This is a genomic window from Paenibacillus filicis (assembly GCF_038070315.1).
Taxonomy (GTDB): Bacteria; Bacillota; Bacilli; order Paenibacillales; family NBRC-103111; genus Paenibacillus_G; species Paenibacillus_G filicis.
Map to the genome: position 1 here is coordinate 131947 of NZ_JBBPCC010000013.1, position 20975 is coordinate 152921.

Genomic DNA, 20975 nt, shown 5'->3' on the forward strand with positions numbered 1-20975 from the left:
AGATCTGGCTCTTTCTTCATGAAACGCCCGGAGGCGCGTTATTGAATTAGGTTTGAGCTGGAGCTGCAGGTGGCGTCAGCAGCACTTTGCGGGACAGGTTCACACGACCCTGCGCATCGATTTCCGTGACCTTGACGGTCAACTGATCACCGATCTTGACAACGTCCTCGACTTTGGCTACGCGCTCGGTCGACAACTGGGAAATATGTACCAGTCCGTCTTTACCCGGCAAAATTTCAACGAATGCACCGAACTTCTCAATGCGCTTAACCGTACCCAGGTAAATCTCGCCGACGATGACCTCGCGGACAATGCCTTCGATGATCGAACGGGCTTTCTCATTCATCTCGCTGTTGGACGATGCGATAAATACGCGGCCATCCTGCTCAATGTCGATTTTTACGCCGGTCTCTTCAATGATTTTGTTGATGATCTTGCCGCCAGCACCGATAACATCGCGGATTTTGTCCGGATTGATCTGCATCGTAACAATCTTAGGCGCATAAGGCGAAAGCTCGGTCTTCGGTGTGGAGATACGCTCCATCATCTTACCAAGAATGTGCATCCGTCCTTCTTTGGCTTGCTCCAGCGATTGACTCAGAATCTCACGGTTGATGCCGTCGATCTTGATGTCCATTTGCAGCGCCGTAACACCCTTGGCCGTACCTGCCACCTTGAAGTCCATATCTCCGAGGTGATCTTCCATACCCTGGATATCGGAGAGGATGGAGAAATGCTCGCCGCTTTTAATCAATCCCATCGCGATCCCGGCTACCGGTGCTTTGATCGGAACGCCTGCATCCATCATCGCCAGTGTGCTTGCGCAAATACTAGCCTGGGAGGTCGAACCGTTCGATTCCAGTACTTCGGACACGAGACGGATCGTATAAGGGAATTCAACCTCATTCGGAATAACCGCTTCGAGCGCCCGTGCGCCAAGTGCTCCGTGTCCGATTTCGCGGCGGCCTGGAGGACGAAGAGGTCTCGCTTCACCTACGCTGAACGGAGGGAAGTTATAGTGATGCATGAACCGCTTGGTCTCTTCCAGATCGATGCCGTCGAGAATTTGCACATCGCCCAGCGCACCTAGTGTGCAAATGGACAGGGCTTGCGTTTGCCCGCGGGTGAACAGACCGGAACCATGCGTACGAGGCAGCAAATTGATGTCACACTCGATCGGGCGGATCTCTTCCAGAGCCCGTCCATCAGGACGCACCTTATCATGCGTAATCAGGCGGCGTACTTCTTCCTTCACGATGTCATACAGCGTTTCCTTCACGTCGTCCATCTTGTCCGGCGTTTCGGCGTATACCGCTACAAAATGCTCCTTCGCTTCCGCATTGACCGCATCGATCGCATCCTGACGCGCGTGCTTTTCAGGGATTTTGACCGCTTCGACCAGACGGGCCTCTGCAAACTCGCGAACGGCTTGGTTGACTTCTGGATCAACGGCATGCAGCTTCACTTCCATCTTCGGACGGCCAACCTGAGCGACGAGTTCCTCTTGTACGGCGACGATCTTGCGGATCTCGTCATGTCCGAACATGATCGCTTCAAGCATCACTTCTTCCGCCACTTCATCGGCGCCTGCTTCGACCATCATGATCGCATCCTTGGTGCCGGCAACGACCAGATGGATATCACTTTTCTCAGCTTGCGCCAAGGTTGGGTTAATGACAAATTGGCCGTCCACACGGCCTACGATGACACCGCCGACCGGACCGCTGAACGGAACATCCGAGATGCTCAGCGCTGCGGATACACCGATCATCGCAGCCATCTCAGGCGTGCAATCCTGATCCACGCTCATCACGATCGCGACGACTTGTACATCGTTACGGAACCCTTCCGGGAACAATGGACGAATCGGACGGTCTGTCAGACGGCTGGCCAGAATCGCCTTCTCGCTTGGACGTCCTTCACGTTTGATGAAGCCTCCGGGAATTTTACCTACGGAGTACAGACGCTCCTCGTAGTTTACCGTCAGCGGAAAAAAGTCCAGGTCCTTCGGCTCAGCCGAAGCTGTAACTGTACACAACACAACCGTATCTCCATAGCGGGCGACAACGGCGCCGTTGGCCTGCTTGGCCAAGCGGCCCGTCTCCAGCACGAGCTGTCGGCCGCCTAGATCCATTTGCACCTTGCTCTCCATAAACAACCTCCTATTATTGGCGTTCGTTCATAACATGTGTCGCGAGGATTCGCTTATGTATGCCCGTTCGCACGCATGCTCATCATCTAACCATTCTGCATAATGGTTAGTATTTCCTTCTTTTTGTGAAAACATTAGCCAAAAAAAGCAACCCCGAGGTCCTGGAGCATCCAAATGACGATGATCTGGAAGCGCCCAAAGACAAACGTGGTTGCTTTGATTGCGTGACATGCGCGATTAGCGGCGCAGACCGAGTTTTTCAATCAGTGCGCTGTAACGCTTAACGTCCTTATTTTTCAAGTACGTCAGCAGCTTACGGCGTTGACCGACCATTTTGAGCAGACCGCGACGAGAGTGATGGTCTTTCTTGTGGGTCTTCAAGTGAGCTGTCAGGTTTACGATGTTCTCAGTGAGAATCGCAACTTGCACCTCTGGAGATCCCGTATCGTTCTCGTGGGTTTTGTGAGTAGCAATCAGTTCATGCTTGCGCTCTTGTGTCAATGCCATGTTGATTCACCTCCATAATAGTATATCCCCGGTAGCCCAGAGACCGTCGGAGTCTCGTTTCTCCACGCTACGGTTTATTCGATTACGGACCCTTGACGAGCCGCCGTCCAAGAACGGCGTTTTCCGAATCGACAACGTTTCATAGTATAGCATAAGGAATAGCTAAAAGTAAAATAAAAACAAAGGATAAGCCTAATTATTTTCGGACAGCATCTGGCGTGCCTGATCGGCGTCGTGCCTGATCTGATCGACGAGCTCCCCGACGGATCCAAACTTGCGCTCCGGACGGATAAAATCGACGAGCCTTACCTGTACGTTTTCCCCATAAATATCGGATTCGAAGTCGAATAAGTGAGCTTCCAGCGTGGGATGAATCAGCGCCCCTTCAAACGTAGGCTTGACCCCGATATTCATCACCCCGCCGTACCAAAGCGCTCCTACGAGTACCCGGACGGCATAGACGCCATTGGCAGGCAGCACATACGGGTCCTTCAGCAAAATATTAGCTGTCGGAAATCCAATCGTCCGTCCGCGAGCATCCCCATGTACGACTTCGCCCTCCATCTGGTAGGAGCGGCCCAGCAGTTCTCCCGCTTCACGGGCTTGTCCGTCCTGCAGACATTGCCGTATTCGCGTGCTGCTTACCTTCTCTCCCCCACGCTCGTAAGGGCGTACGATCTCCACGGCGAAGCGTCCCTTGGCCAGCTCGCACAACGTGTCAGGCGTACCCGCCCCGCGATGCCCGAACCTGAAGTCAAACCCGACATACACCGTATCCAGATTGAGCGGGACAAGCATATGCTCCACGAACTCTTCCGGACTGAGCCGCATGAACGACTCATTGAAATCAACCATATAGGTTACATCTACCCCAAGCTCGCTTAAAAACTCCCGTTTGGTCCAGCGCGGCGTGAGCAGCCGGATGTAGTGGTCCTGGCCAAGCACTTGGCGCGGATGCGGATGGAAGGTCATAATCGCACTGACGGCTCCCAGCTCACGGCTGCGGCTTACAGCACGCCCGATGACTTCCTGATGTCCCAGATGGACACCGTCAAAATCTCCGATCGCCAGCACTTGCGGCGGCTGATCGGCCCAACGCCCGGCTTCGAGCGGAAACGAGAGCGATACGGTTTGCATCATGTCGTTACGTTCACCTACAATTCGGCTAAAAGAGGTCGTTCAAGAAGCTATGAACTTATTGAACTCGCACTTTACACAGCTTAGGATGGCTCTTGCGAGAAAATTTTGACGGCTTGCAGCACCTGCATATCCGGATTCCATTCAAACACCCCTACGGCCCTCTCCGGCGAACCGGAGAAGCCCGCGATCCGGCTAAGCTGCTCTGGAGCTGCAGATTGAATAGAATGATACTGTTCAAGATTTAAGCGTACTCTCTGGCCTTGCTTGGCTCTCAGTGTCTGTTCTTCCGAAAGCCTCACGTTAGGAAGATGACGAAGCGCTTCTTCGATCGGCACCAGCCTCGATGCCAGGTCTCCGCCGTCCACCAGCTCCTGAAGTTCCTCCAGCGTCAGACAGCTTGAAGGCGTCAGACTGCCTGTCGAGGTTCTCACCAGTTCGCCCATCACAGCAGGCACTCCGAGTGACTTGCCGATATCCGCACACAAGGTGCGAATGTAGGTTCCTTTGGAGCAGAGTGCGCGAAAGCGGATCGTCGGGTATTCCCCGCTCCAATCCGTCTCCAGCACTTCGATGCGGTAAATGGTGACCGTGCGCGATTTGCGTTCGACTTCGATCCCCTGCCGCGCCAAGTCGTACAAGCGTTTGCCGTCGACCTTGACAGCGGAATACATCGGAGGGATCTGTTCGATCTGTCCGACGAAGCTGCGGACAGCGTCAGCAGCAGCCTCCGGAGTAATTCGCTCTTTCACTGTGTCGTCCTTGTCGATCGTCGTCCCGCTCAAATCCTCAGTGTCCGTTGACAGGCCGAACCACAGACAGGCCTCATACTCTTTCGGGAGATCCTGTATATATTCAACGACCCGCGTTGCCTTCCCGATACATAAAGGGAGCACGCCGGTCACCATCGGATCAAGCGTACCGGTATGTCCGATACGTTTGATCTTCAGGATACGGCGCGCTTTGGCAACAACGTCATGAGAGGTATAGCCCTTGGGCTTCCATATCGGCAATATGCCGTCCAGTGTCATAACAGCGCACTCCCTACTTCCTGAACTACACGATCAATCACTTCTTGCAGCGAGCCTTCGACTGCACAGCCGGCTGCCCGGATATGGCCGCCCCCGCCGAAGCGCTGGGCAATTTCCGCAACATTGGCTTCCCCGCCCGAGCGAAGGCTAACCTTCACAAGTCCCCGGCGCTTCTCCTTGAACAGTATACCTACCCATACACCCTCCACGTTGCGAGCGTAATTCACGAGCCCGTCCATGTCTTCGCTGGAAGCTCCCGAGGCATTCAGCTCCTCCTCGGATACCGATAGCCAGGCGACCCGCTTGTCATGGGCAAAGCTGAGCGTATTCAAGCTGGACTTCAGCAGAGAAATTTGCGGGAACGTCATGGTCTCCAACAACTTTTCCGCCAGCTGATGCCCCTGAACACCGCGGCCCAGCAAGTCCGCTGCGATCCGCATCACCTTGGGCGACGTGCTCGAGTAGCGGAATCCTCCGGTATCCGTTAACAAGCCGGAATAGATACATATATTCCACTCATCGGAGCAGGTTATGCCCAGTTCACCGGCAAGATCATATAAGATCTCGACCGTTGCCGCAGCATCAGACCGTACCAGATTGACAGCGCCAAAGCCGTCGTTGGTCGCATGGTGATCGATATTGAGCAGCAAAGCATCCTCTGCAAAGCATTGGTGAACCTGTCCGATCCGCCCAAAGTCGGCGCAATCGACCGAGATCACCGCCCCAAACACGCGCGCAGGCGGATTCTCTTCAAAATTCACAATGGGATGGGGGCCTGCCATGTAAAGAAACTTACCGGGCATCTTCCCTTCATTGATCAGCGTAAAGGTTTTGCCGAGAGCATGCAGCATCCAGGCTACACCGAACGTCGATCCGGCGGCATCCCCGTCAGGCTGGACATGGGACACCACCAGAAAGTCGTCGTGATTGCGGATGAAATCGGCTGCCGCTTGAAGCTGTACGGCGTAGTCCGAATTCGTCATGCGTTCGTTTCTCCTTCATGGATTTGTTGAAGGATATTTTGAATTTTGGAGCCGTAATCGATCGAGGCGTCGAACTTGAACAGCAGATCCGGAATTTTGCGTATCCGGATTCTTTTGCCCAGCTCGGAGCGGATAAAGCCGGAGCTGCGGGCCAAAGCCTTCAGCGTTTCCTCCCGCTGCTCGTCGGTGCCCAGCACGCTCAGGTACACTTTAGCCTGAGAATAATCATTGGTAACATCGACGCCGGTCACGGTAATAAAACCGATCCGCGGGTCCTTCAGCTCAGATTGGATAATCTGGCTGATTTCTTTCTTGATTTGCTCGCCAACTCGACCTACGCGAATTTTAGCCATAGCGAATCACCTCTTATCTCTCTACAGTCTCCATGACGAAGGCTTCAATAATGTCCCCTTCTTTAATATCGTTGAATTTCTCTACAGATATACCGCACTCGTAGCCTTGGGACACTTCTTTCACATCGTCCTTGAAGCGCTTGAGCGAGTCTACCTTGCCCGAGAATACCACGATACCGCCGCGGATCACGCGAAGCTCCGCATTCCGGTTGATTTTACCGGAAGTGATCATGCAGCCTGCAATGGTGCCGACTTTGGAAACTTTGAAGACATTGCGGACTTCGGCTTGACCGATGACCACTTCTTTGAAGGTCGGATCCAGCAAGCCCTTCATGGCTGCTTCGATCTCTTCCATCACCTTGTAAATAATGCTATGCAGACGGATGTCGACTTTCTCCTGATCCGCTGTGTTTTTCGCTTGCGGCTCCGGACGAACGTTAAAGCCGATGACGATCGCATTGGATGCTGAAGCAAGAATAACGTCGGATTCGGTAACCGCACCTACGCCGCTAAGCAGGATCTTGACGCGAGCGCCTTCCACGTCGATCTTCTCGAGGGAGCCTTTGAGCGCTTCAGCCGAACCTTGAACGTCTGCTTTGATGATGACGTTCAGATCCTTGATCTCGCCTTCCTTGATCTGTTTGTACAGATCGTCCAGCGTAACGCGGGAGTTCGCTCCCATCTCGGATTGACGCAGTGTAATCGTGCGCTTCTCGGCGATGGCTCTGGCCTTGCGCTCGTCCTCGAACACGAGGAACGGGTCGCCGGCTTGCGGCACTTCCGTCATCCCTGTAATTTCTACAGGAGTCGAAGGACCCGCTTCTTTGAGCTTCTTGCCTTTGTCGTTGACCATAGCGCGCACACGGCCGAAATGAACGCCGGCTACGAAGCTATCGCCCACCTTGAGCGTACCGTGCTGAATCAGGACGCGGGCAACCGGGCCTTTACCTTTATCCAGCTCGGCCTCAATGACCGTACCTCTGGCCCGTTTGTTCGGGTTGGCTTTGTATTCCTGCACTTCGGATACGAGCAGAATCATGTCGAGCAGATTCTCAAGTCCGATCCGCTGCTTCGCAGAAATGTTGCAGAAAATCGTGTCGCCGCCCCACTCTTCAGGAACCAGCTCGTAAGCTGTAAGCTCTTGCTTGATATGATCCGGATTGGAATCCGGCTTGTCGATTTTGTTGACCGCTACGATAATCGGCACCTTAGCTGCCTTAGCGTGGGCAATCGCCTCGATCGTTTGCGGCATGACGCCGTCATCTGCAGCAACGACGATAATCGTAATATCTGTAACCTGTGCGCCGCGGGCACGCATCGATGTGAATGCCTCGTGACCCGGGGTATCCAGGAACGTAATTTTCTTGCCGTGTGTCTCCACCTGGTAGGCCCCGATGTGCTGGGTGATCCCTCCGGCTTCGCCTTCGGTAACATTTGTTTTGCGGATAGCATCCAGCAATGTCGTTTTACCATGGTCAACGTGACCCATGATCGTAACAACCGGCGGACGCTCCATCAGATCCTCGTCCTCGTCCTTCTCTTCGAAGTTCTCGAACTTATCTTCCTCGACCGGGATCTTCAGTTCAATCTCGACTCCATAATCGGAAGCCAGAAGGTGAATCGCATCCAGATCCAGCTCTTGGTTGATCGTCGCCATTACGCCAAGGAACAACAGCTTCTTAATGACTTCAGAAGCGTCCTTATGCAGCGATTTGGCGAGCTCGCCGACTGTCATCGTGCCGCGTACAATAATTTTCTTCGGCGTGTTGTCAATCTTCGGCTTAGGAGGCTCGGAATTGAATCTGCCGCCCTTGCCTTGCGAACGTCCGCGGTTGCCTGGTCCTTTACCGCCCTGACGGTTGTCGTCAAAGCGTCTTTGACCCGGTCTCGACGGCTTTTTGCCTGCTTTATCCGCATCATTGTCGACCGAAGTATTCGGTCTAGACGAACCGGCTGCCGCCGGACGGCTGTTGAAGTTACCACGGCGATTCTCGGAACGCTGTCCCGCAGCTCCGCCTGCACTCGCGCCTCCAGCCGGACGACTGCCTTGACCCTGGCCGCCTCCACCATAGGAACCTTGGCCTCCGCCTTGGCGATAGCCTCCTCCGCCTTGGCCTCCTTGACCAGCCGGACGGCTCTGACCGCCACCTTGGCCGCCTTGACGATAGCCACCGCCTTGACCACCTTGACCGGCTGGACGGCTTTGTCCGCCACCCTGCCCGCCTTGGCCGCCTTGACGATAGCCACCGCCTTGACCGCCTTGACCAGCCGGACGGCTTTGTCCACCACCCTGGCCTCCCTGGCCTCCCTGGCCACCTTGACGATATCCGCCACCTTGACCGCCTTGACGGTTCTGGCTGCTACCTTGGCCGCCTTGACGGTATCCGCCGCCTTGGCCTCCCTGGCCGCCTTGACGATATCCGCCACCTTGACCGCCTTGACGGTTCTGGCCGCCTTGGCTGCTGCCTTGCGGACGTTCAGAGGTCTGACCCGCCCCGCTGCCTTGCGGACGCTCGGAGCCTTGGCTCGGCGTTCTTTCTTCTTGCTGGCTGCCAGCTTTGGAAGCTGCCGCCTGAACTTGCTGGCCGCCGTTCGCACGTTGCTCCGGCTTTGGTTGAACTGCTACTGTTTGTGGTTTCGACGAGTTAGAAATACCCGCACCTCTTTCTGATGGCTTGGCACCTTGACCGGCGCCTCCATCACGTTTTGCCGCTGCATTGGCTTTGATGTCTTTGAAAAACTTTTCTACACTATTCACCGCATCGTTCTCCATTACGCTCATATGGTTGTTAACCGGAAGTCCCAGCCTTTTCAAAATCGTAATAATCTCTTTACTGCTCATGCTCAAGGATTTTGCATATTCGTAAACTCTGAGTTTGTCTTTATTGTTGTCCTGTTTTGTCAATACAGTCCACCTCCGAGCTTTATTTACGGCTTCAGCAGCAGTCGTGCAAATCCCTCATCGGCGACGGCAATAACGACCCGCGTTTCTTTTCCGATACTGCCTCCGAGCTGCTCCCGGCTGCCGTACTGATGAATAGGAACTTGGTAATGACTGCACTTATCGTTTATCTTCTTCAGCGTGTTCTCGGAAGCATCCTCCGCGACAATCACCAGCTTAGCTTCCCCGCTGCGGACCGACTCAATAACTGCTTCTTCGCCGGTAATGATCTTGCCGGCGCGCATCGCAAGGCCTAAATTAGAAAAAAAGCGCTTATTCATCGTCATCCTCATCCGCCGATTGTTTCCCGGCAATAAACTCGTCTTCGACTTTGATAAAATCCTGCTCCAGTGCGTCGTAAATTTCCGGACTGACCTGCGCCTTCAGCGCGCGGTCAAGCGCCCTTGATTTCTTCGCAAGCTTGAAACAGGACTGCTTGCCGCACAGGTAAGCCCCGCGGCCAGCCTTCTTGCCTGTCAGATCAATGAGCAGCTCACCGGTCGGGGTTTTGACAACGCGGATCAGCTCCCGCTTCGGCATCATTTCCTGGCATGCGACGCACTTGCGCAGCGGTGTTTTTCTCGGCTTCATCGGCTATTCCCCCCGTATGGCTTATGTCGGACCCGCAAGTACCGAATTAATCGATGCTGACCGAATCCTGATGCATTTCTTCCGTGTACGTCTTCGGACGGCCGTATTCCTGCTCGGCTTGCGTTTCGCTCTTGATGTCGATCTTCCAGCCGGTCAGCTTCGCAGCCAGCCGTGCATTTTGACCCTTAATACCGATCGCCAGCGAAAGCTGATAGTCCGGTACAATCACACGTGCCATCTTCTCGGCTTCGAATACCTGCACCTCGATAACCTTGGATGGACTGAGCGCATTCGCGACGTATTCATCCACATTCTCCACCCAGCGGACAATGTCGATCTTCTCACCCTTCAATTCGCCGACAATCGTCTGAACTCGCATGCCCTTCGGACCTACGCAGGAGCCGACCGGATCAACCTCGGCGTTGCGGGAATGTACCGCAATCTTCGAGCGGAAGCCCGCTTCCCTGGCAACGGAACGAATCTCGACGACGCCTTGGAAAATTTCAGGTACCTCAAGCTCAAAGAGCCGCTTCAACAATCCCGGATGCGTACGCGAGAGAATGATCTGCGGTCCCTTAGTCGTATTCTCGACTTTGGTAATATACGCTTTAACACGGTCGCCCTGCTTGAACTTGTCCGTAGGCATGAGCTCGGTCAGCGGCATGACGGCTTCGATCTTACCCAGATCGATATAAATATTGCGCTGATCCTGGCGCTGCACGATCCCGTTTACAATGTCCTCTTCTTTGTCTACGTAAGCATTGTAGATCAAGCCTCGCTCCGCTTCGCGGATGCGCTGGGTCACAACCTGCTTCGCCGTCTGCGCGGCGATACGGCCGAAATCCCGAGGCGTGACCTCAATCTCCACGATGTCATTCAATTGGTAGTTCTGATTGATTTCTCTGGCAGCGAAGAGCGAAATCTCGAGCCGGGCATCAAGCACATCATCCACCACAGTCTTGCGCGCGTATACTTTAATCAAACCGGTATGCCGGTTGATGTCTACACGTACGTTCTGCGCCGTGTTGAAATTACGCTTGTAGCCTGAGATCAAAGCCGCTTCGATCGCATCGATCAGCAGTTCCTTGGCGATGCCCTTCTCGCGCTCGATTTCGTTTAACGCTTCGATAAAATCCGTATTCATTTGCTTGGAGCTCCCCCTCTCATAAAATGCGAAGCCCGAAAACGGGCAGCGGTGTTAGAATACGATGGCAAGCCGTGCGCTGGCCACTTTCTCGACAGGCAGCCGGTGCGTCTTCTTACCGACCTCCACCTCAACAAAGGCTTCGTCGAAGGAAGCAAGCTTTCCTTCGAATTCCTTCAAGCCGTCGATAGGCTCATAGGTCGTAACGAAAACATGTTGGCCGACCGCGCGGATGTAATCCTGCGCCTTCCTAAGAGGACGCTCGGCTCCAGGAGACGAGACCTCGAGAAAATAAGCGTCCGGAATCGGATCGTTGTCATCCAGTTTGGCGCTCAGATATTCGCTGATGCGTCCGCAATCGTCGATATCGATACCGCCTTCCTTATCGCAGTATACCCGCAGGAACCAATTGCCGCCTTCTTTTACATATTCGATGTCGACCAGCTCGAATTGATTCTCGTCCAGAAACGGACGCACCAACGCTTCCACCGTCGATTTGATCTGATTGCTCAAACGTTATCCTCCTGTTCCATCGTAACGAGTCGCTGAAAACACTCATACAAAATGTAAAGAGTGGGTTTCCCCACTCTCCGGTTTCGAGATATACCATTGTTACCATAGCAGATTATACCATAGATAACAGCCTGCTTGCAACTGGAAGTAGGCGGTCCACGGGCGGCTCCCCGCGCCTCAAATCAAAATAGCGAGAGCTGGTTCGTCTCTGGAAGACCCCGGAAGCAGCCCATCCCGCTGAGCAGTTCGATGACGGTTTTCGAAGCCTTGCTCCGCGACTGAAAATCCTCTACAGATAAATACGGACCTGCATCCCGGGCAGCCGCAATGTTCTTCGCTGCATTCTCTCCGATACCCGCAAGCGCCGAGAACGGCGGAATCAGCGAATCACCTTCAATAATGAACTTCGTCGCGTCCGACTTGTACAGATCGATCGGCTTGAAGGAGAAGCCTCGCGCCGTCATTTCGATCGCCATCTCCAAAATCGAGATCATACTTTTTTCCTTCGGCAGCGCCTGGAAGCCTTTATCCTCAATCTCAACCAGTCTGCGTACGATAGCATCATAGCCCTGGCACAGCAGGTCCAGCTCAAAGTCCGTAGCGCGAACGGAGAAATACGTCGCGTAGTAAGCAATCGGATGATAGAGCTTGAAGAATGCCGTCCGCACGGCCGAGATGACATAAGCGGAAGCATGCGCCTTCGGGAACATGTACTCGATCTTCTCGCACGAGTCGATATACCATTGCGGCACCTGATGCTTCTTCATATCATCCTTCCATTCCTCGGTCAGACCCTTCCCCTTCCGCACACTCTCTGTAATCTTAAACGCCAGACCTGCATCCATCCCTGCCTTGTAGATCAGGTACAGCATAATATCGTCCCGGCAGCCGATTACCGTTTTAATGGTGCAGATGCCTTTTTTGATCAGCTCCTGGGCATTGCCCAACCAGACACCCGTACCGTGAGACAACCCTGAGATCTGCAGTAAGTCGGCAAAGCTCGACGGTCTCGCTTCCTCCAGCATCTGACGGACGAACTTCGTTCCCATCTCGGGAACGCCATAGGTCGCGACTGGCGTCCGGATCTTCTCCGGGGGAACGCCGAGCGCATCGACCGAGTTAAACATGCTCATGACCTTCGGGTCATTCATCGGGATCGTCGTCGGATCGACACCGGTCAGATCCTGCAGCATCCGCATCATCGTCGGATCATCATGCCCCAGAATATCGAGCTTCAGCAGGTTCGCGTCGAAGGCGTGATAATCGAAATGCGTCGTTTTCCAATCGGCACTCGTATCGTCCGCAGGAAATTGTACTGGGGTGATGTCATTGACATCGATGTAATCGGGCACGACGACGATACCGCCGGGATGCTGGCCCGTGCTGCGCTTAACCCCGGTACAGCCCAGAGCGAGCCGGCTTACCTCGGCGCCGCGCCATTTTTGGCCTTGCTCTTCCTCAAATTTCTTTACAAAGCCGAACGCGGTTTTCTCCGCGACTGTACCGATCGTTCCGGCCCGGAACACATTCTTCTCCCCGAACATTTCCTTGGTGAAGTTATGGGCATGCGGCTGATACTCGCCCGAGAAGTTCAAGTCGATATCGGGAACTTTGTCGCCCTTGAAGCCAAGGAAGGTTTCGAACGGGATATCCTGTCCCTCGCCCTTCAGCTTGCTGCCGCAGTTCGGGCACATCTTATCCGGCAGATCGAAGCCCGAAGGCATGGAGCCGTCAAGAATCCACTCGCTGTGCCGGCATGAGTTGCAGATGTAATGCGGCGGAAGCGGGTTAACCTCAGAGATGCCGAGGAACGTAGCCACGATAGAGGAACCGACCGAACCCCGGGAACCGACGAGATAGCCGTCCTGGTTTGACTTTTTGACCAGACGCTCGGAGATCAGATAGTTCGCCGAGAAGCCGTATTTGATAATCGGTACGAGTTCCTTTTCCAGGCGGGCTACGATAACCTCGGGAATAGGCTCCCCGTAGATGTCCTTGGCCGTCTGATAGCAGGTAGCGCGAATCTCGTCATCCGCTCCGTCGATGATTGGAGTGAACAGCTTGTCTGGGAATAGCTCTAGTTCCTCGAATCTGTCGGCTAACGCCGCAGTGTTGGTTACCACAACCTCATGCGCGGCTTCTTCTCCGAGAAACTGGAATTCAGCGAGCATTTCTTTGGTCGTACGGAAATGCACATCCGGCTTACGGATATCCTTGAGCGGGCTGAAGCCCGTAATCCCGTGAATCGTAATATCCCGATTAATTTTTTCACGAGGCTGCAAATAATGCACGTTGCCGGTAGCGATGACAGGCTTGCCCAGCTTGCGGCCGATCTGCATGATTTTCCGAGCCGCATCCTCCAGTTGAGCAGGACTTCCGACCAAACCTTTATCAACCAAATGCATATTCACAAGTGTCGGCTGGATCTCCAGCACATCGTAAAACTGCGCTACCGCTTCGGCTTCGTCCTGCGATTTATTCAGCACGGTCTCGAACAGTTCGCCCTTCTCGCAGCCGGAAGCAATGATCAGCCCTTCCCTCAGCTCCATTAGCTTCGTTCTGGGAATACAAGGAACCCGATGAAAGTATTCGGTATGAGACAAGGAAATCAACGTATACAGGTTTTTCTTGCCGACCATATTCTGCGCATAAATGCAGCAATGGAACGGACGCTGAGTCTTCAGGTTTTTACCGACTTGGGAATTCAGCTGACTCAACTGTACATAGCCGTGCTCGGCTGCTTCCTTCAGCATATGAAACAAGACAAATCCAAGCGCAATGGAGTCATCGATCGCGCGGTGATGATTATCGAGGCTGACCTTGAACTTATCGGACAACGTGTTCAACCGGTGGTTTTTCATCGTCGGATAGAGTAGCCTGGCCAGCTCCAGCGTATCAATGACCGGATTGGCAGCTTCCGGCAAGCCGAGCCGTCTGCAGTTCGTATTGAGGAACCCCATATCAAAGCGCGCATTATGCGCAACGAGAACAGCATCCCCTACGAAATCTAGAAATTCAGGCAGCTTCTCCGAAATATCAGGCGCTCCGCGCACCATGTCATCCGTAATATTCGTCAACTGCTGGATATTGTAAGGAATGCGCTCATGCGGATCGATGAAAGTAGCGAACCGGTCGATCTCCTTGCCTTCCTTCATCTTGACGCCAGCTAGCTCGATGATCTTGTTGTTTGTTACCGAGAGTCCTGTCGTCTCTACGTCGAAGATCACGTATTCGGCATCAGCAAGCGCCATATCCACAGCATTCATGGCCACTTGAACCGAGTCATCGACGATATTCGCTTCCACGCCGTAAATGATCTTGATGCCGTTCTTCTTGCCGGCCTTGTGAGCTTCCGGGTAGCTCTGCACACCCCCGTGATCCGTTATAGCGATCGCCTTATGGCCCCACTTGGCAGCCATCTTGATGTACTGATCGACCGGCGTAATCCCGTCCATCGTACTCATCGCTGTGTGCAGGTGGAATTCCACCCGCTTCTCCGCTGCATCGTCCTTGCGGTCCGGCGGCGCAATAATCTCGTTCACATCGGAAGGAATCATCACCAGCTCTGGAATTTGCATGAACCGGTCGTATTCCACCCGCCCGCGCAGCTTCAGCCACGAGCCGTTTTTGATCAGACTGTAGATCTTGACGTCTTCCTTGGTCTTGGCGAAGCTTTTCACCATGATGGAGTCGGAGAAATCCGTGATGTTGAAGGTAAACAGCGTACTCCCGTTGCGCAGCTCCTTCATATCCAGTCCGAACACCGTGCCCTGCACCGTGATCTTCTTCTCCTCGTCCTGTACCTTCTGGATCGAAACGGCCGGTTCCTTGATGTCGTAGCCGACCATCAGCCTGATCTCACCCTCCGGCACTTCGGCGAGCGCTGCCATCGCAGCCTCTTCCGCCTCCACCGCCGAGATGATCTGGCTCGTCACTTCCTTCTGTTCCTGCTCGATAATTCTTGTGAATTTCTCCAGCTCTTCCTCGCGGGACTCGCTGACCGTGTATTTCACATGGAACTCCACGCCGAAAAATCCCAAAAAGTATTGCCGAATCCAATCGCCGATGTTCTTCTTCTTCGCCAGTTCGAACCCGATCGAGTCGAGCAGGCATAAGGTCAACACATTGCCCTTGACCTCGATCTTGGCCTTGGTCATCCAGCCGTTGATGGAGGCCGCCTCGCGCTGGACCCATTCGAGAAACATGCTCCAATATTCATGAGCAACGCTCTCGGAATCGACATCCGGTGTATACTGAAGCACGAAACGGATCGTCGCGATATGCGCGAACTTGTCGCGGATCATCTTGCAGAAGGTCCGGTAAATATCGCTCGGCACGACCTGTGTTTTGACGATATAAAAAACCCATTCCTTGTTCTTGCGGCTCGTCTCCACCTTATCAATGTAGCCGTCGGCAAAAAAGGTTCGGACTACTTCCGACGGGACGCTTGCCTGCTGCATCAGCATCTCGAACCTGTCCCGCTTCAACGCTGTACTGCTCCCGCTCATCTTGTTCCTCCCCCTCAAACAAGCAGGAGGCAAATGGAATCCAATTGCTATTCCGTTTGCCTCCTTATTTACATCCGCTTCAACTTAATACGCCCGTCCGAATACGACCGTATGCTTAGCCGGTTCTCCGCAGACCAGACATGTAGACTTTTGCACTTCCGGATGGAATGGAATGTTCCGGCTTGTCGCTCCGGTCTCTTCCTTTACCGTTGCTTCGCAGGCCGCAGATCCGCACCAGCCAGAGAGCGAGAAGCCGCGCTTTTGCGCCAGGAAGCCCTTCAGCTCATCCAGCGTATCCGCACTCGTCATCGCCTCATCACGGAACTTCTTCGCTCGATCATACATTTCCTGCTGGGTTTCCGTCAACAGCTTTTGGACTTCTTCCACAATCTGGCTTTGTGCGACGATACGCTTTTCGCCCGTGATCCGGGACACCAGCACAACCTGTCCGTTCTCCATGTCACGAGGTCCTAGCTCGACACGTACAGGTACGCCGCGCATCTCGTATTCGTTGAATTTCCAGCCCGGGCTTTGATCCTGACGATCATCCACCTTCACCCGTACTCCAGCCTTCTTCAGCTCGGCGTACAAGCCGTCTACGCAGGCAATGACGGCATCTCTCGTCTTCGGAGGTCCGATCGGAATCATCACGACCTGTGTCGGAGCTACCTTAGGAGGCAGTGCAAGCCCTCTGTCATCGCCGTGAACCATGATCAAAGCGCCGATCAGCCGCGTGCTTACGCCCCAGGAAGTCGTATGGCAAAACGTATGCTGATTCTCGCGGTCGAGATACTTGATATCGAAAGCTACGGCGAAATTCGTTCCCAGGTAATGCGAGGTACCCGCCTGTACCGCCTTGCCGTCCTTCATCATCGCTTCGATCGAATACGTATCTACAGCGCCGGCAAACTTCTCGGATGGCGTTTTCTGTCCCATGATGACAGGGATTGCGAGGAAATTCTCTGCGAAGTCACGATAAATTTCCAGCATTTGCATCGTTTCCTTGCGTGCATCCTCTTCATCCTCATGAGCCGTATGGCCTTCCTGCCACAGGAACTCACTAGTACGGAGGAACGGCTGGGTCTTTTTCTCCCAACGGACCACGTTGGCCCATTGATTGATCAGGAGTGGCAGATCGCGGTACGAGTTGATCCACTCGGCGTACATATGGCCCACCATCGTCTCCGAGGTAGGACGGATCGCCAGACGCTCTTCCAGCTTCTCGCCGCCGGCTTCCGTGACCCACGGCAGCTCGGGGTTAAAGCCCTCGACATGCTCCTTTTCCTTCTGGAAGAAGCTTTCCGGGATGAAAAGAGGGAAGTAGGCATTGCGATGACCCGTTTCCTTGAAACGGCCGTCCAGCTCCCGCTGGATATTCTCCCAAATTTCGTAGCCGTCCGGCTTGAATACGATACACCCGCGCACTGGCGAATAGCTCATCAGGTCGGCTTTTTTGATCGTATCGATATACCAGCGCGAGAAGTCTTCGCTCTGTGGCGTAATTTCTTTGACAAATTGTTTTTCCTGCTTATCCTTCGACATGGTCCGGATGCTCCCCCTACGTAAACGGGCAGCGCGAAGCGCTACCCTTTGATCAATCGTAAAATATCGTTGTACGTCACTGCGATCATCAGCAGCATCAGCATCGCAAAGCCGACGAAATGAACCAGGCTTTCCCGATTCGGATCGACAGGCTTGCCGCGCACTGCTTCGAGCGCCAGAAATACGAGCCGGCTTCCATCCAGTGCCGGGATCGGCAGCAGGTTGAACAAGCCGAGGTACAGACTCATCAGCGCCATCCAGTAGATGTATTGAATCGAGCCGGCGCTTGCTTGCTCGCTGGTAAATTCTACAATCCGGATCGGTCCACCGAGATCGTCCATCTTCACTTGCAGCGTCGCCAGCTTGCCGAAGCCGTCGAGAATAATCGTGGAAGCCGACATCATGCTCTTCGCACCGCCACCAATCGCTTCGCCGAACGACGCCGGGCGGGTATCCGGGCCTAGTGACACGCCTACCCGATATACCTTGTCCTCGCTAAGCACAGGCTTGACTTGCTTGCTCACCTGCTGGCCGCCGCGCTCGATCACCCAGTTCATCGGCTTGCCTTGCGAGGCTTGAATCAGAGTGGTCAGCTTCTTCATGTCCCCCGCGATTTTGTCGCCGTTGACATCGACGATCACGTCGCCGCTCTGCAGGCCCGCCTGTTGAGCGGCCCCTCCGGGAACGGCGTCGGAGATGCGCACCCGGTCCGGCAGAGGCATTCCTGCAACGAAGACAACCGTCACAAACAACAGGAACGCGAGAATAAAGTTCATCAGTGGTCCCGCAAAGATCGCCATCGCCCGTTGACCGACGGTCTTGCTCCCGAACTGGCGGTCCCAAGGCGCGATCTGCGTTTCCTTATCCTTGCTTACCATCATGGCCTGCGGATGAACGGCATACCTCTGTACGGCACCATCGACATCCAAGGAGACAAACAGCTTACGTTCCAGATCGATTTCCTCCACGACGCCTTCCAGCGCGCCCCGGCGGCTATCGAAATCATTCAGATAAACATGCGTAACCTGATCATTCTTGAGACCAACGGCCACACGCTGTCCCGGGTTGATCTGCACAATCTCCGGGTCCTCCCCGGCCATCCGTACGAATCCCCCGATGGGCAGCAGTCTAAGCGTATAGCGGGTTTCCCCCTTGACGAAAGACAGCACCTTGGGGCCGAAGCCTATCGCGAACTCGCGGGTCAGAATACCCGCGCGCTTGGCAAAATAAAAGTGTCCCCATTCATGAACCGTTACAAGGACAAAAAACAAGAGCACATTTAGTACGATGATTTGAAGTACATCCACTCTAGCTCACGGCCTCCTTAATACACGAATGTTCATCCTATGCAAGTCATGGGAAGGGCGTTTTCCATGTGTTCTTAGATTACCATTAATGATAAACCGAACACAAGCCGAGCCCCATGCTATGAACATATTAGCGCCGCAGCCCAAACATGCTATTTTGTGAACGACTCCTTTACGATTCGCTCCGCCTCGGCCCTGGCCCAGGCGTCACTGTCTAGAATGGTGCCGAGATCGGGAGAGGCCACCGTATGGTGCTTGGCCATCACACCAGCTATGATCTCTTCGATCGCCAGGAATGGAACGGCACCCTGCAGGAACCGCGCGACCGCGACCTCATTGGAAGCATTGAACACCGTCGGCATGGTTCCGCCCTTCCGGCCGCTTTCATAGGCGAGTGCAAGTCCTGGGAAACGCTCGAAGCTCATCTCGCTGAAATTCAGCTTCCCGATCTCAGAGAGACGGAGCCGCTCGGCTGGCGCGCTCATCCGGTCAGGATAGGTAAGCGCGTATTGAATCGGCACCCGCATGTCCGGCAAGCCAAGTTGGGCAATGATGCTGAAGTCCACAAATTCAACGAAAGAATGAATGATGCTTTCCGGATGAATGAGTACCTCGATCTGGTCATACGACAGACCGAAAAACCAATGCGCCTCAATAACCTCTAAGCCCTTATTCACCATCGTAGCCGAGTCGATCGTAATCTTCGCGCCCATCGACCAGTTCGGATGCTTGAGCGCATCCTGTACGGTGACGCCCACGAGTTCCTCCCGGGTGCGATCCCGGAAAGAGCCCCCGGAGGCCGTAAGTGTAATTTTATGTATACGTGATGCGTTTTCCCCGTTCAGGCATTGGAAAATAGCGGAATGCTCGCTATCCACAGGCCGCAGGGTGACCCTGCGCCGCGCCGCTGCTTCTGTCACCAGATGCCCGGCGCTGACCAGCGTTTCCTTGTTGGCGAGTCCGATATGCTTGCCCGCTTCAATAGCAGCAAGCGTCGGCTCCAGCCCCTGGCTCCCCACAATCGCCGTGACGACGAGTTCGGCATCATTGCCAGCCGCTATCTCCATCAGTCCCTCTGGACCATAATACACATGGGTACCTGCAGGAGCCTCGGTACGCAGCTGCTCCGCCAGCTCACGGGTGGCAACCGACACCATGGCAGGACGGAACCGGTTCATTTGCTCGCGGATCAAATCGAGATTGTGGCCTCCGGCCAAACCTACTACCTGATAGAGATCCGGATAATGCGAAATGACATCCAGTGTCTGGGTGCCGATGGAGCCTGTGGAGCCGAGAATACTGATCTTTTTCACTCGTGTTATACCTCCCGTACTATCCTGAAACAACAGGGTCCGGGCCAATGGCAGGACCTTGTTAGGGAAGCCTCGAAATCGGCAACGCCGATTTGAGAGTCTTCCTCGACATTTTATCTTCTGCTGGCGGCGCGGCATAGCAGCGCCATAAATAATGTCTAATTAGGCATGGGGAATCAGCGACAACAGCTGCAGGAACGGAAAGACGATGAGCCAGCTGTCCGTCCTGTCAAGCACCCCACCATGTCCTGGCAACAGCGTGCCCGAATCCTTAATGCCCTTGACCCGCTTATAAGCCGATTGGATCAGATCCCCCATCTGGCCGACTATGGCGATCAGCAGGCCCAGCCAGATCGCCTGGCCGAAGCTGAGTAGTTCCGGCTGAACCCATGCGAAAGCAAGCGCCACCACAATGGACAGAACAACCCCGCCGAGAGCCCCCTCGACCGACTTCTTAGGGCTGATCGTAGGCCACAATGGCGTTTTTCCGAATTTGGAACCGGTAAAATAAGCGCCGGAGTCCGTCGTCCAGATACACAAAAACACGAGCAGCGTCCAGAAAAGACCATGCTCGGCTATGGCCCGGGTTACGATCATATAATGGAAACCGAGACCCACGTAGACCATGCCAAGAAATGCCATGGCTACCTGGTCAATGGTCGTTTTGTTCTTGGTCAGGACCGTTGCCGCCAGGAACAAAAACATCAGCAGCCAGAGGAGCTGCCCATTGTCCAAGGCTCCGAGCTGCCAGGGAATCGTCAGAAGCAAAAGCCCGATGTAACCGATTCCCTCGACCATCCGGTTGCTTTTCAGTCCGTTCATTCTTAAAAATTCATCATAGCCGATGACGGCGAGCGCGACAATCAGACCGGTAAACCAGTAGCCGCCCAAATACAGCAGAATAAAAAATGCGAGCCCTGCCACGATTCCAGTAACGATCCGCTGTTTCAAAA

The 20975-nt window shown here is 54.3% G+C and carries 16 protein-coding genes; all 16 read right to left on the reverse strand.

All coding sequences use genetic code 11. From position 1 onward, the window contains the following. Nucleotides 1–46: 46 nt before the first annotated feature. The gene (gene pnp, locus WMW72_RS19960; protein WP_341417309.1) at nt 47–2152 is read right to left on the reverse strand and encodes a polyribonucleotide nucleotidyltransferase; all 2106 of its coding nucleotides are present in this window, start codon (nt 2150–2152) and stop codon (nt 47–49) included. A gap of 237 nt (nt 2153–2389) precedes the next feature. Next, nucleotides 2390–2659 carry a 30S ribosomal protein S15 gene (gene rpsO, locus WMW72_RS19965; RefSeq protein WP_159884307.1) on the reverse strand — a complete coding sequence of 90 codons (270 nt, stop codon included), beginning with the start codon at nt 2657–2659 and terminating at the stop codon, nt 2390–2392. A 192-nt stretch (nt 2660–2851) separates the two neighbouring features. Next, a complete protein-coding gene (locus tag WMW72_RS19970) occupies nt 2852–3796 on the reverse strand; it encodes a bifunctional riboflavin kinase/FAD synthetase (protein ID WP_341417402.1) in 945 nt (314 codons plus the stop codon). 83 nt (nt 3797–3879) lie between these two features. Continuing rightward, the gene (gene truB, locus WMW72_RS19975; RefSeq protein WP_341417310.1) at nt 3880–4827 is read right to left on the reverse strand and encodes a tRNA pseudouridine(55) synthase TruB; all 948 of its coding nucleotides are present in this window, start codon (nt 4825–4827) and stop codon (nt 3880–3882) included. Next, on the reverse strand, nt 4824–5810 hold the full coding sequence (locus tag WMW72_RS19980) for a DHH family phosphoesterase (protein ID WP_341417311.1): 987 nt from the start codon (nt 5808–5810) through the stop codon (nt 4824–4826). The genes truB and WMW72_RS19980 overlap by 4 nt, the downstream gene beginning before the upstream one ends. Continuing rightward, complete coding sequence (gene rbfA, locus WMW72_RS19985) at nt 5807–6163, reverse strand: 30S ribosome-binding factor RbfA (RefSeq protein ID WP_341417312.1); 357 nt, start codon at nt 6161–6163, stop codon at nt 5807–5809. Before rbfA ends, WMW72_RS19980 begins: the two co-directional genes overlap by 4 nt. Before the next feature lie 13 nt (nt 6164–6176). Beyond that, the gene (infB, locus tag WMW72_RS19990) at nt 6177–9068 is read right to left on the reverse strand and encodes a translation initiation factor IF-2 (protein ID WP_341417313.1); all 2892 of its coding nucleotides are present in this window, start codon (nt 9066–9068) and stop codon (nt 6177–6179) included. A gap of 23 nt (nt 9069–9091) precedes the next feature. Next, nucleotides 9092–9391: a YlxQ family RNA-binding protein gene (locus WMW72_RS19995; protein WP_341417314.1), complete on the reverse strand. Its 300-nt coding sequence runs from the start codon at nt 9389–9391 to the stop codon at nt 9092–9094. Next, entirely contained in the window at nt 9378–9695 is a 318-nt protein-coding gene (rnpM, locus tag WMW72_RS20000; RefSeq protein ID WP_341417315.1) for an RNase P modulator RnpM, read from the reverse strand. The genes WMW72_RS19995 and rnpM overlap by 14 nt, the downstream gene beginning before the upstream one ends. Before the next feature lie 46 nt (nt 9696–9741). Then, the gene (nusA, locus tag WMW72_RS20005; protein ID WP_341417316.1) at nt 9742–10839 is read right to left on the reverse strand and encodes a transcription termination factor NusA; all 1098 of its coding nucleotides are present in this window, start codon (nt 10837–10839) and stop codon (nt 9742–9744) included. A gap of 54 nt (nt 10840–10893) precedes the next feature. Then, nucleotides 10894–11352 carry a ribosome maturation factor RimP gene (gene rimP / locus WMW72_RS20010; RefSeq protein ID WP_341417317.1) on the reverse strand — a complete coding sequence of 153 codons (459 nt, stop codon included), beginning with the start codon at nt 11350–11352 and terminating at the stop codon, nt 10894–10896. 182 nt (nt 11353–11534) lie between these two features. Beyond that, nucleotides 11535–15860 carry a PolC-type DNA polymerase III gene (locus WMW72_RS20015; protein WP_341417318.1) on the reverse strand — a complete coding sequence of 1442 codons (4326 nt, stop codon included), beginning with the start codon at nt 15858–15860 and terminating at the stop codon, nt 11535–11537. Nucleotides 15861–15944: 84 nt separating this feature from the next. Further along, nucleotides 15945–17402: a proline--tRNA ligase gene (gene proS, locus WMW72_RS20020; protein WP_341417319.1), complete on the reverse strand. Its 1458-nt coding sequence runs from the start codon at nt 17400–17402 to the stop codon at nt 15945–15947. A gap of 41 nt (nt 17403–17443) precedes the next feature. After that, nucleotides 17444–18709 carry an RIP metalloprotease RseP gene (gene rseP / locus WMW72_RS20025; RefSeq protein WP_341417320.1) on the reverse strand — a complete coding sequence of 422 codons (1266 nt, stop codon included), beginning with the start codon at nt 18707–18709 and terminating at the stop codon, nt 17444–17446. A gap of 152 nt (nt 18710–18861) precedes the next feature. After that, nucleotides 18862–20022: a 1-deoxy-D-xylulose-5-phosphate reductoisomerase gene (locus WMW72_RS20030; protein ID WP_341417322.1), complete on the reverse strand. Its 1161-nt coding sequence runs from the start codon at nt 20020–20022 to the stop codon at nt 18862–18864. 162 nt (nt 20023–20184) lie between these two features. Next, a complete protein-coding gene (locus WMW72_RS20035; protein WP_341417323.1) occupies nt 20185–20973 on the reverse strand; it encodes a phosphatidate cytidylyltransferase in 789 nt (262 codons plus the stop codon). Between the last annotated feature and the right edge of the window lie 2 nt (nt 20974–20975).

Excerpts from the sequence above, each read along its gene's own strand:
- pnp (WP_341417309.1), bottom strand. The coding sequence starts at position 2,152 with ATGGAGAGCAAGGTGCAAATGGATCTAGGCGGCCGACAGCTCGTGCTG.
- rpsO (WP_159884307.1), bottom strand. The coding sequence starts at position 2,659 with ATGGCATTGACACAAGAGCGCAAGCATGAACTGATTGCTACTCACAAA.
- WMW72_RS19970 (WP_341417402.1), bottom strand. The coding sequence starts at position 3,796 with ATGCAAACCGTATCGCTCTCGTTTCCGCTCGAAGCCGGGCGTTGGGCC.
- truB (WP_341417310.1), bottom strand. The coding sequence starts at position 4,827 with ATGACACTGGACGGCATATTGCCGATATGGAAGCCCAAGGGCTATACC.
- WMW72_RS19980 (WP_341417311.1), bottom strand. The coding sequence starts at position 5,810 with ATGACGAATTCGGACTACGCCGTACAGCTTCAAGCGGCAGCCGATTTC.
- rbfA (WP_341417312.1), bottom strand. The coding sequence starts at position 6,163 with ATGGCTAAAATTCGCGTAGGTCGAGTTGGCGAGCAAATCAAGAAAGAA.
- WMW72_RS19995 (WP_341417314.1), bottom strand. The coding sequence starts at position 9,391 with ATGACGATGAATAAGCGCTTTTTTTCTAATTTAGGCCTTGCGATGCGC.
- rnpM (WP_341417315.1), bottom strand. The coding sequence starts at position 9,695 with ATGAAGCCGAGAAAAACACCGCTGCGCAAGTGCGTCGCATGCCAGGAA.
- nusA (WP_341417316.1), bottom strand. The coding sequence starts at position 10,839 with ATGAATACGGATTTTATCGAAGCGTTAAACGAAATCGAGCGCGAGAAG.
- WMW72_RS20015 (WP_341417318.1), bottom strand. The coding sequence starts at position 15,860 with ATGAGCGGGAGCAGTACAGCGTTGAAGCGGGACAGGTTCGAGATGCTG.
- proS (WP_341417319.1), bottom strand. The coding sequence starts at position 17,402 with ATGTCGAAGGATAAGCAGGAAAAACAATTTGTCAAAGAAATTACGCCA.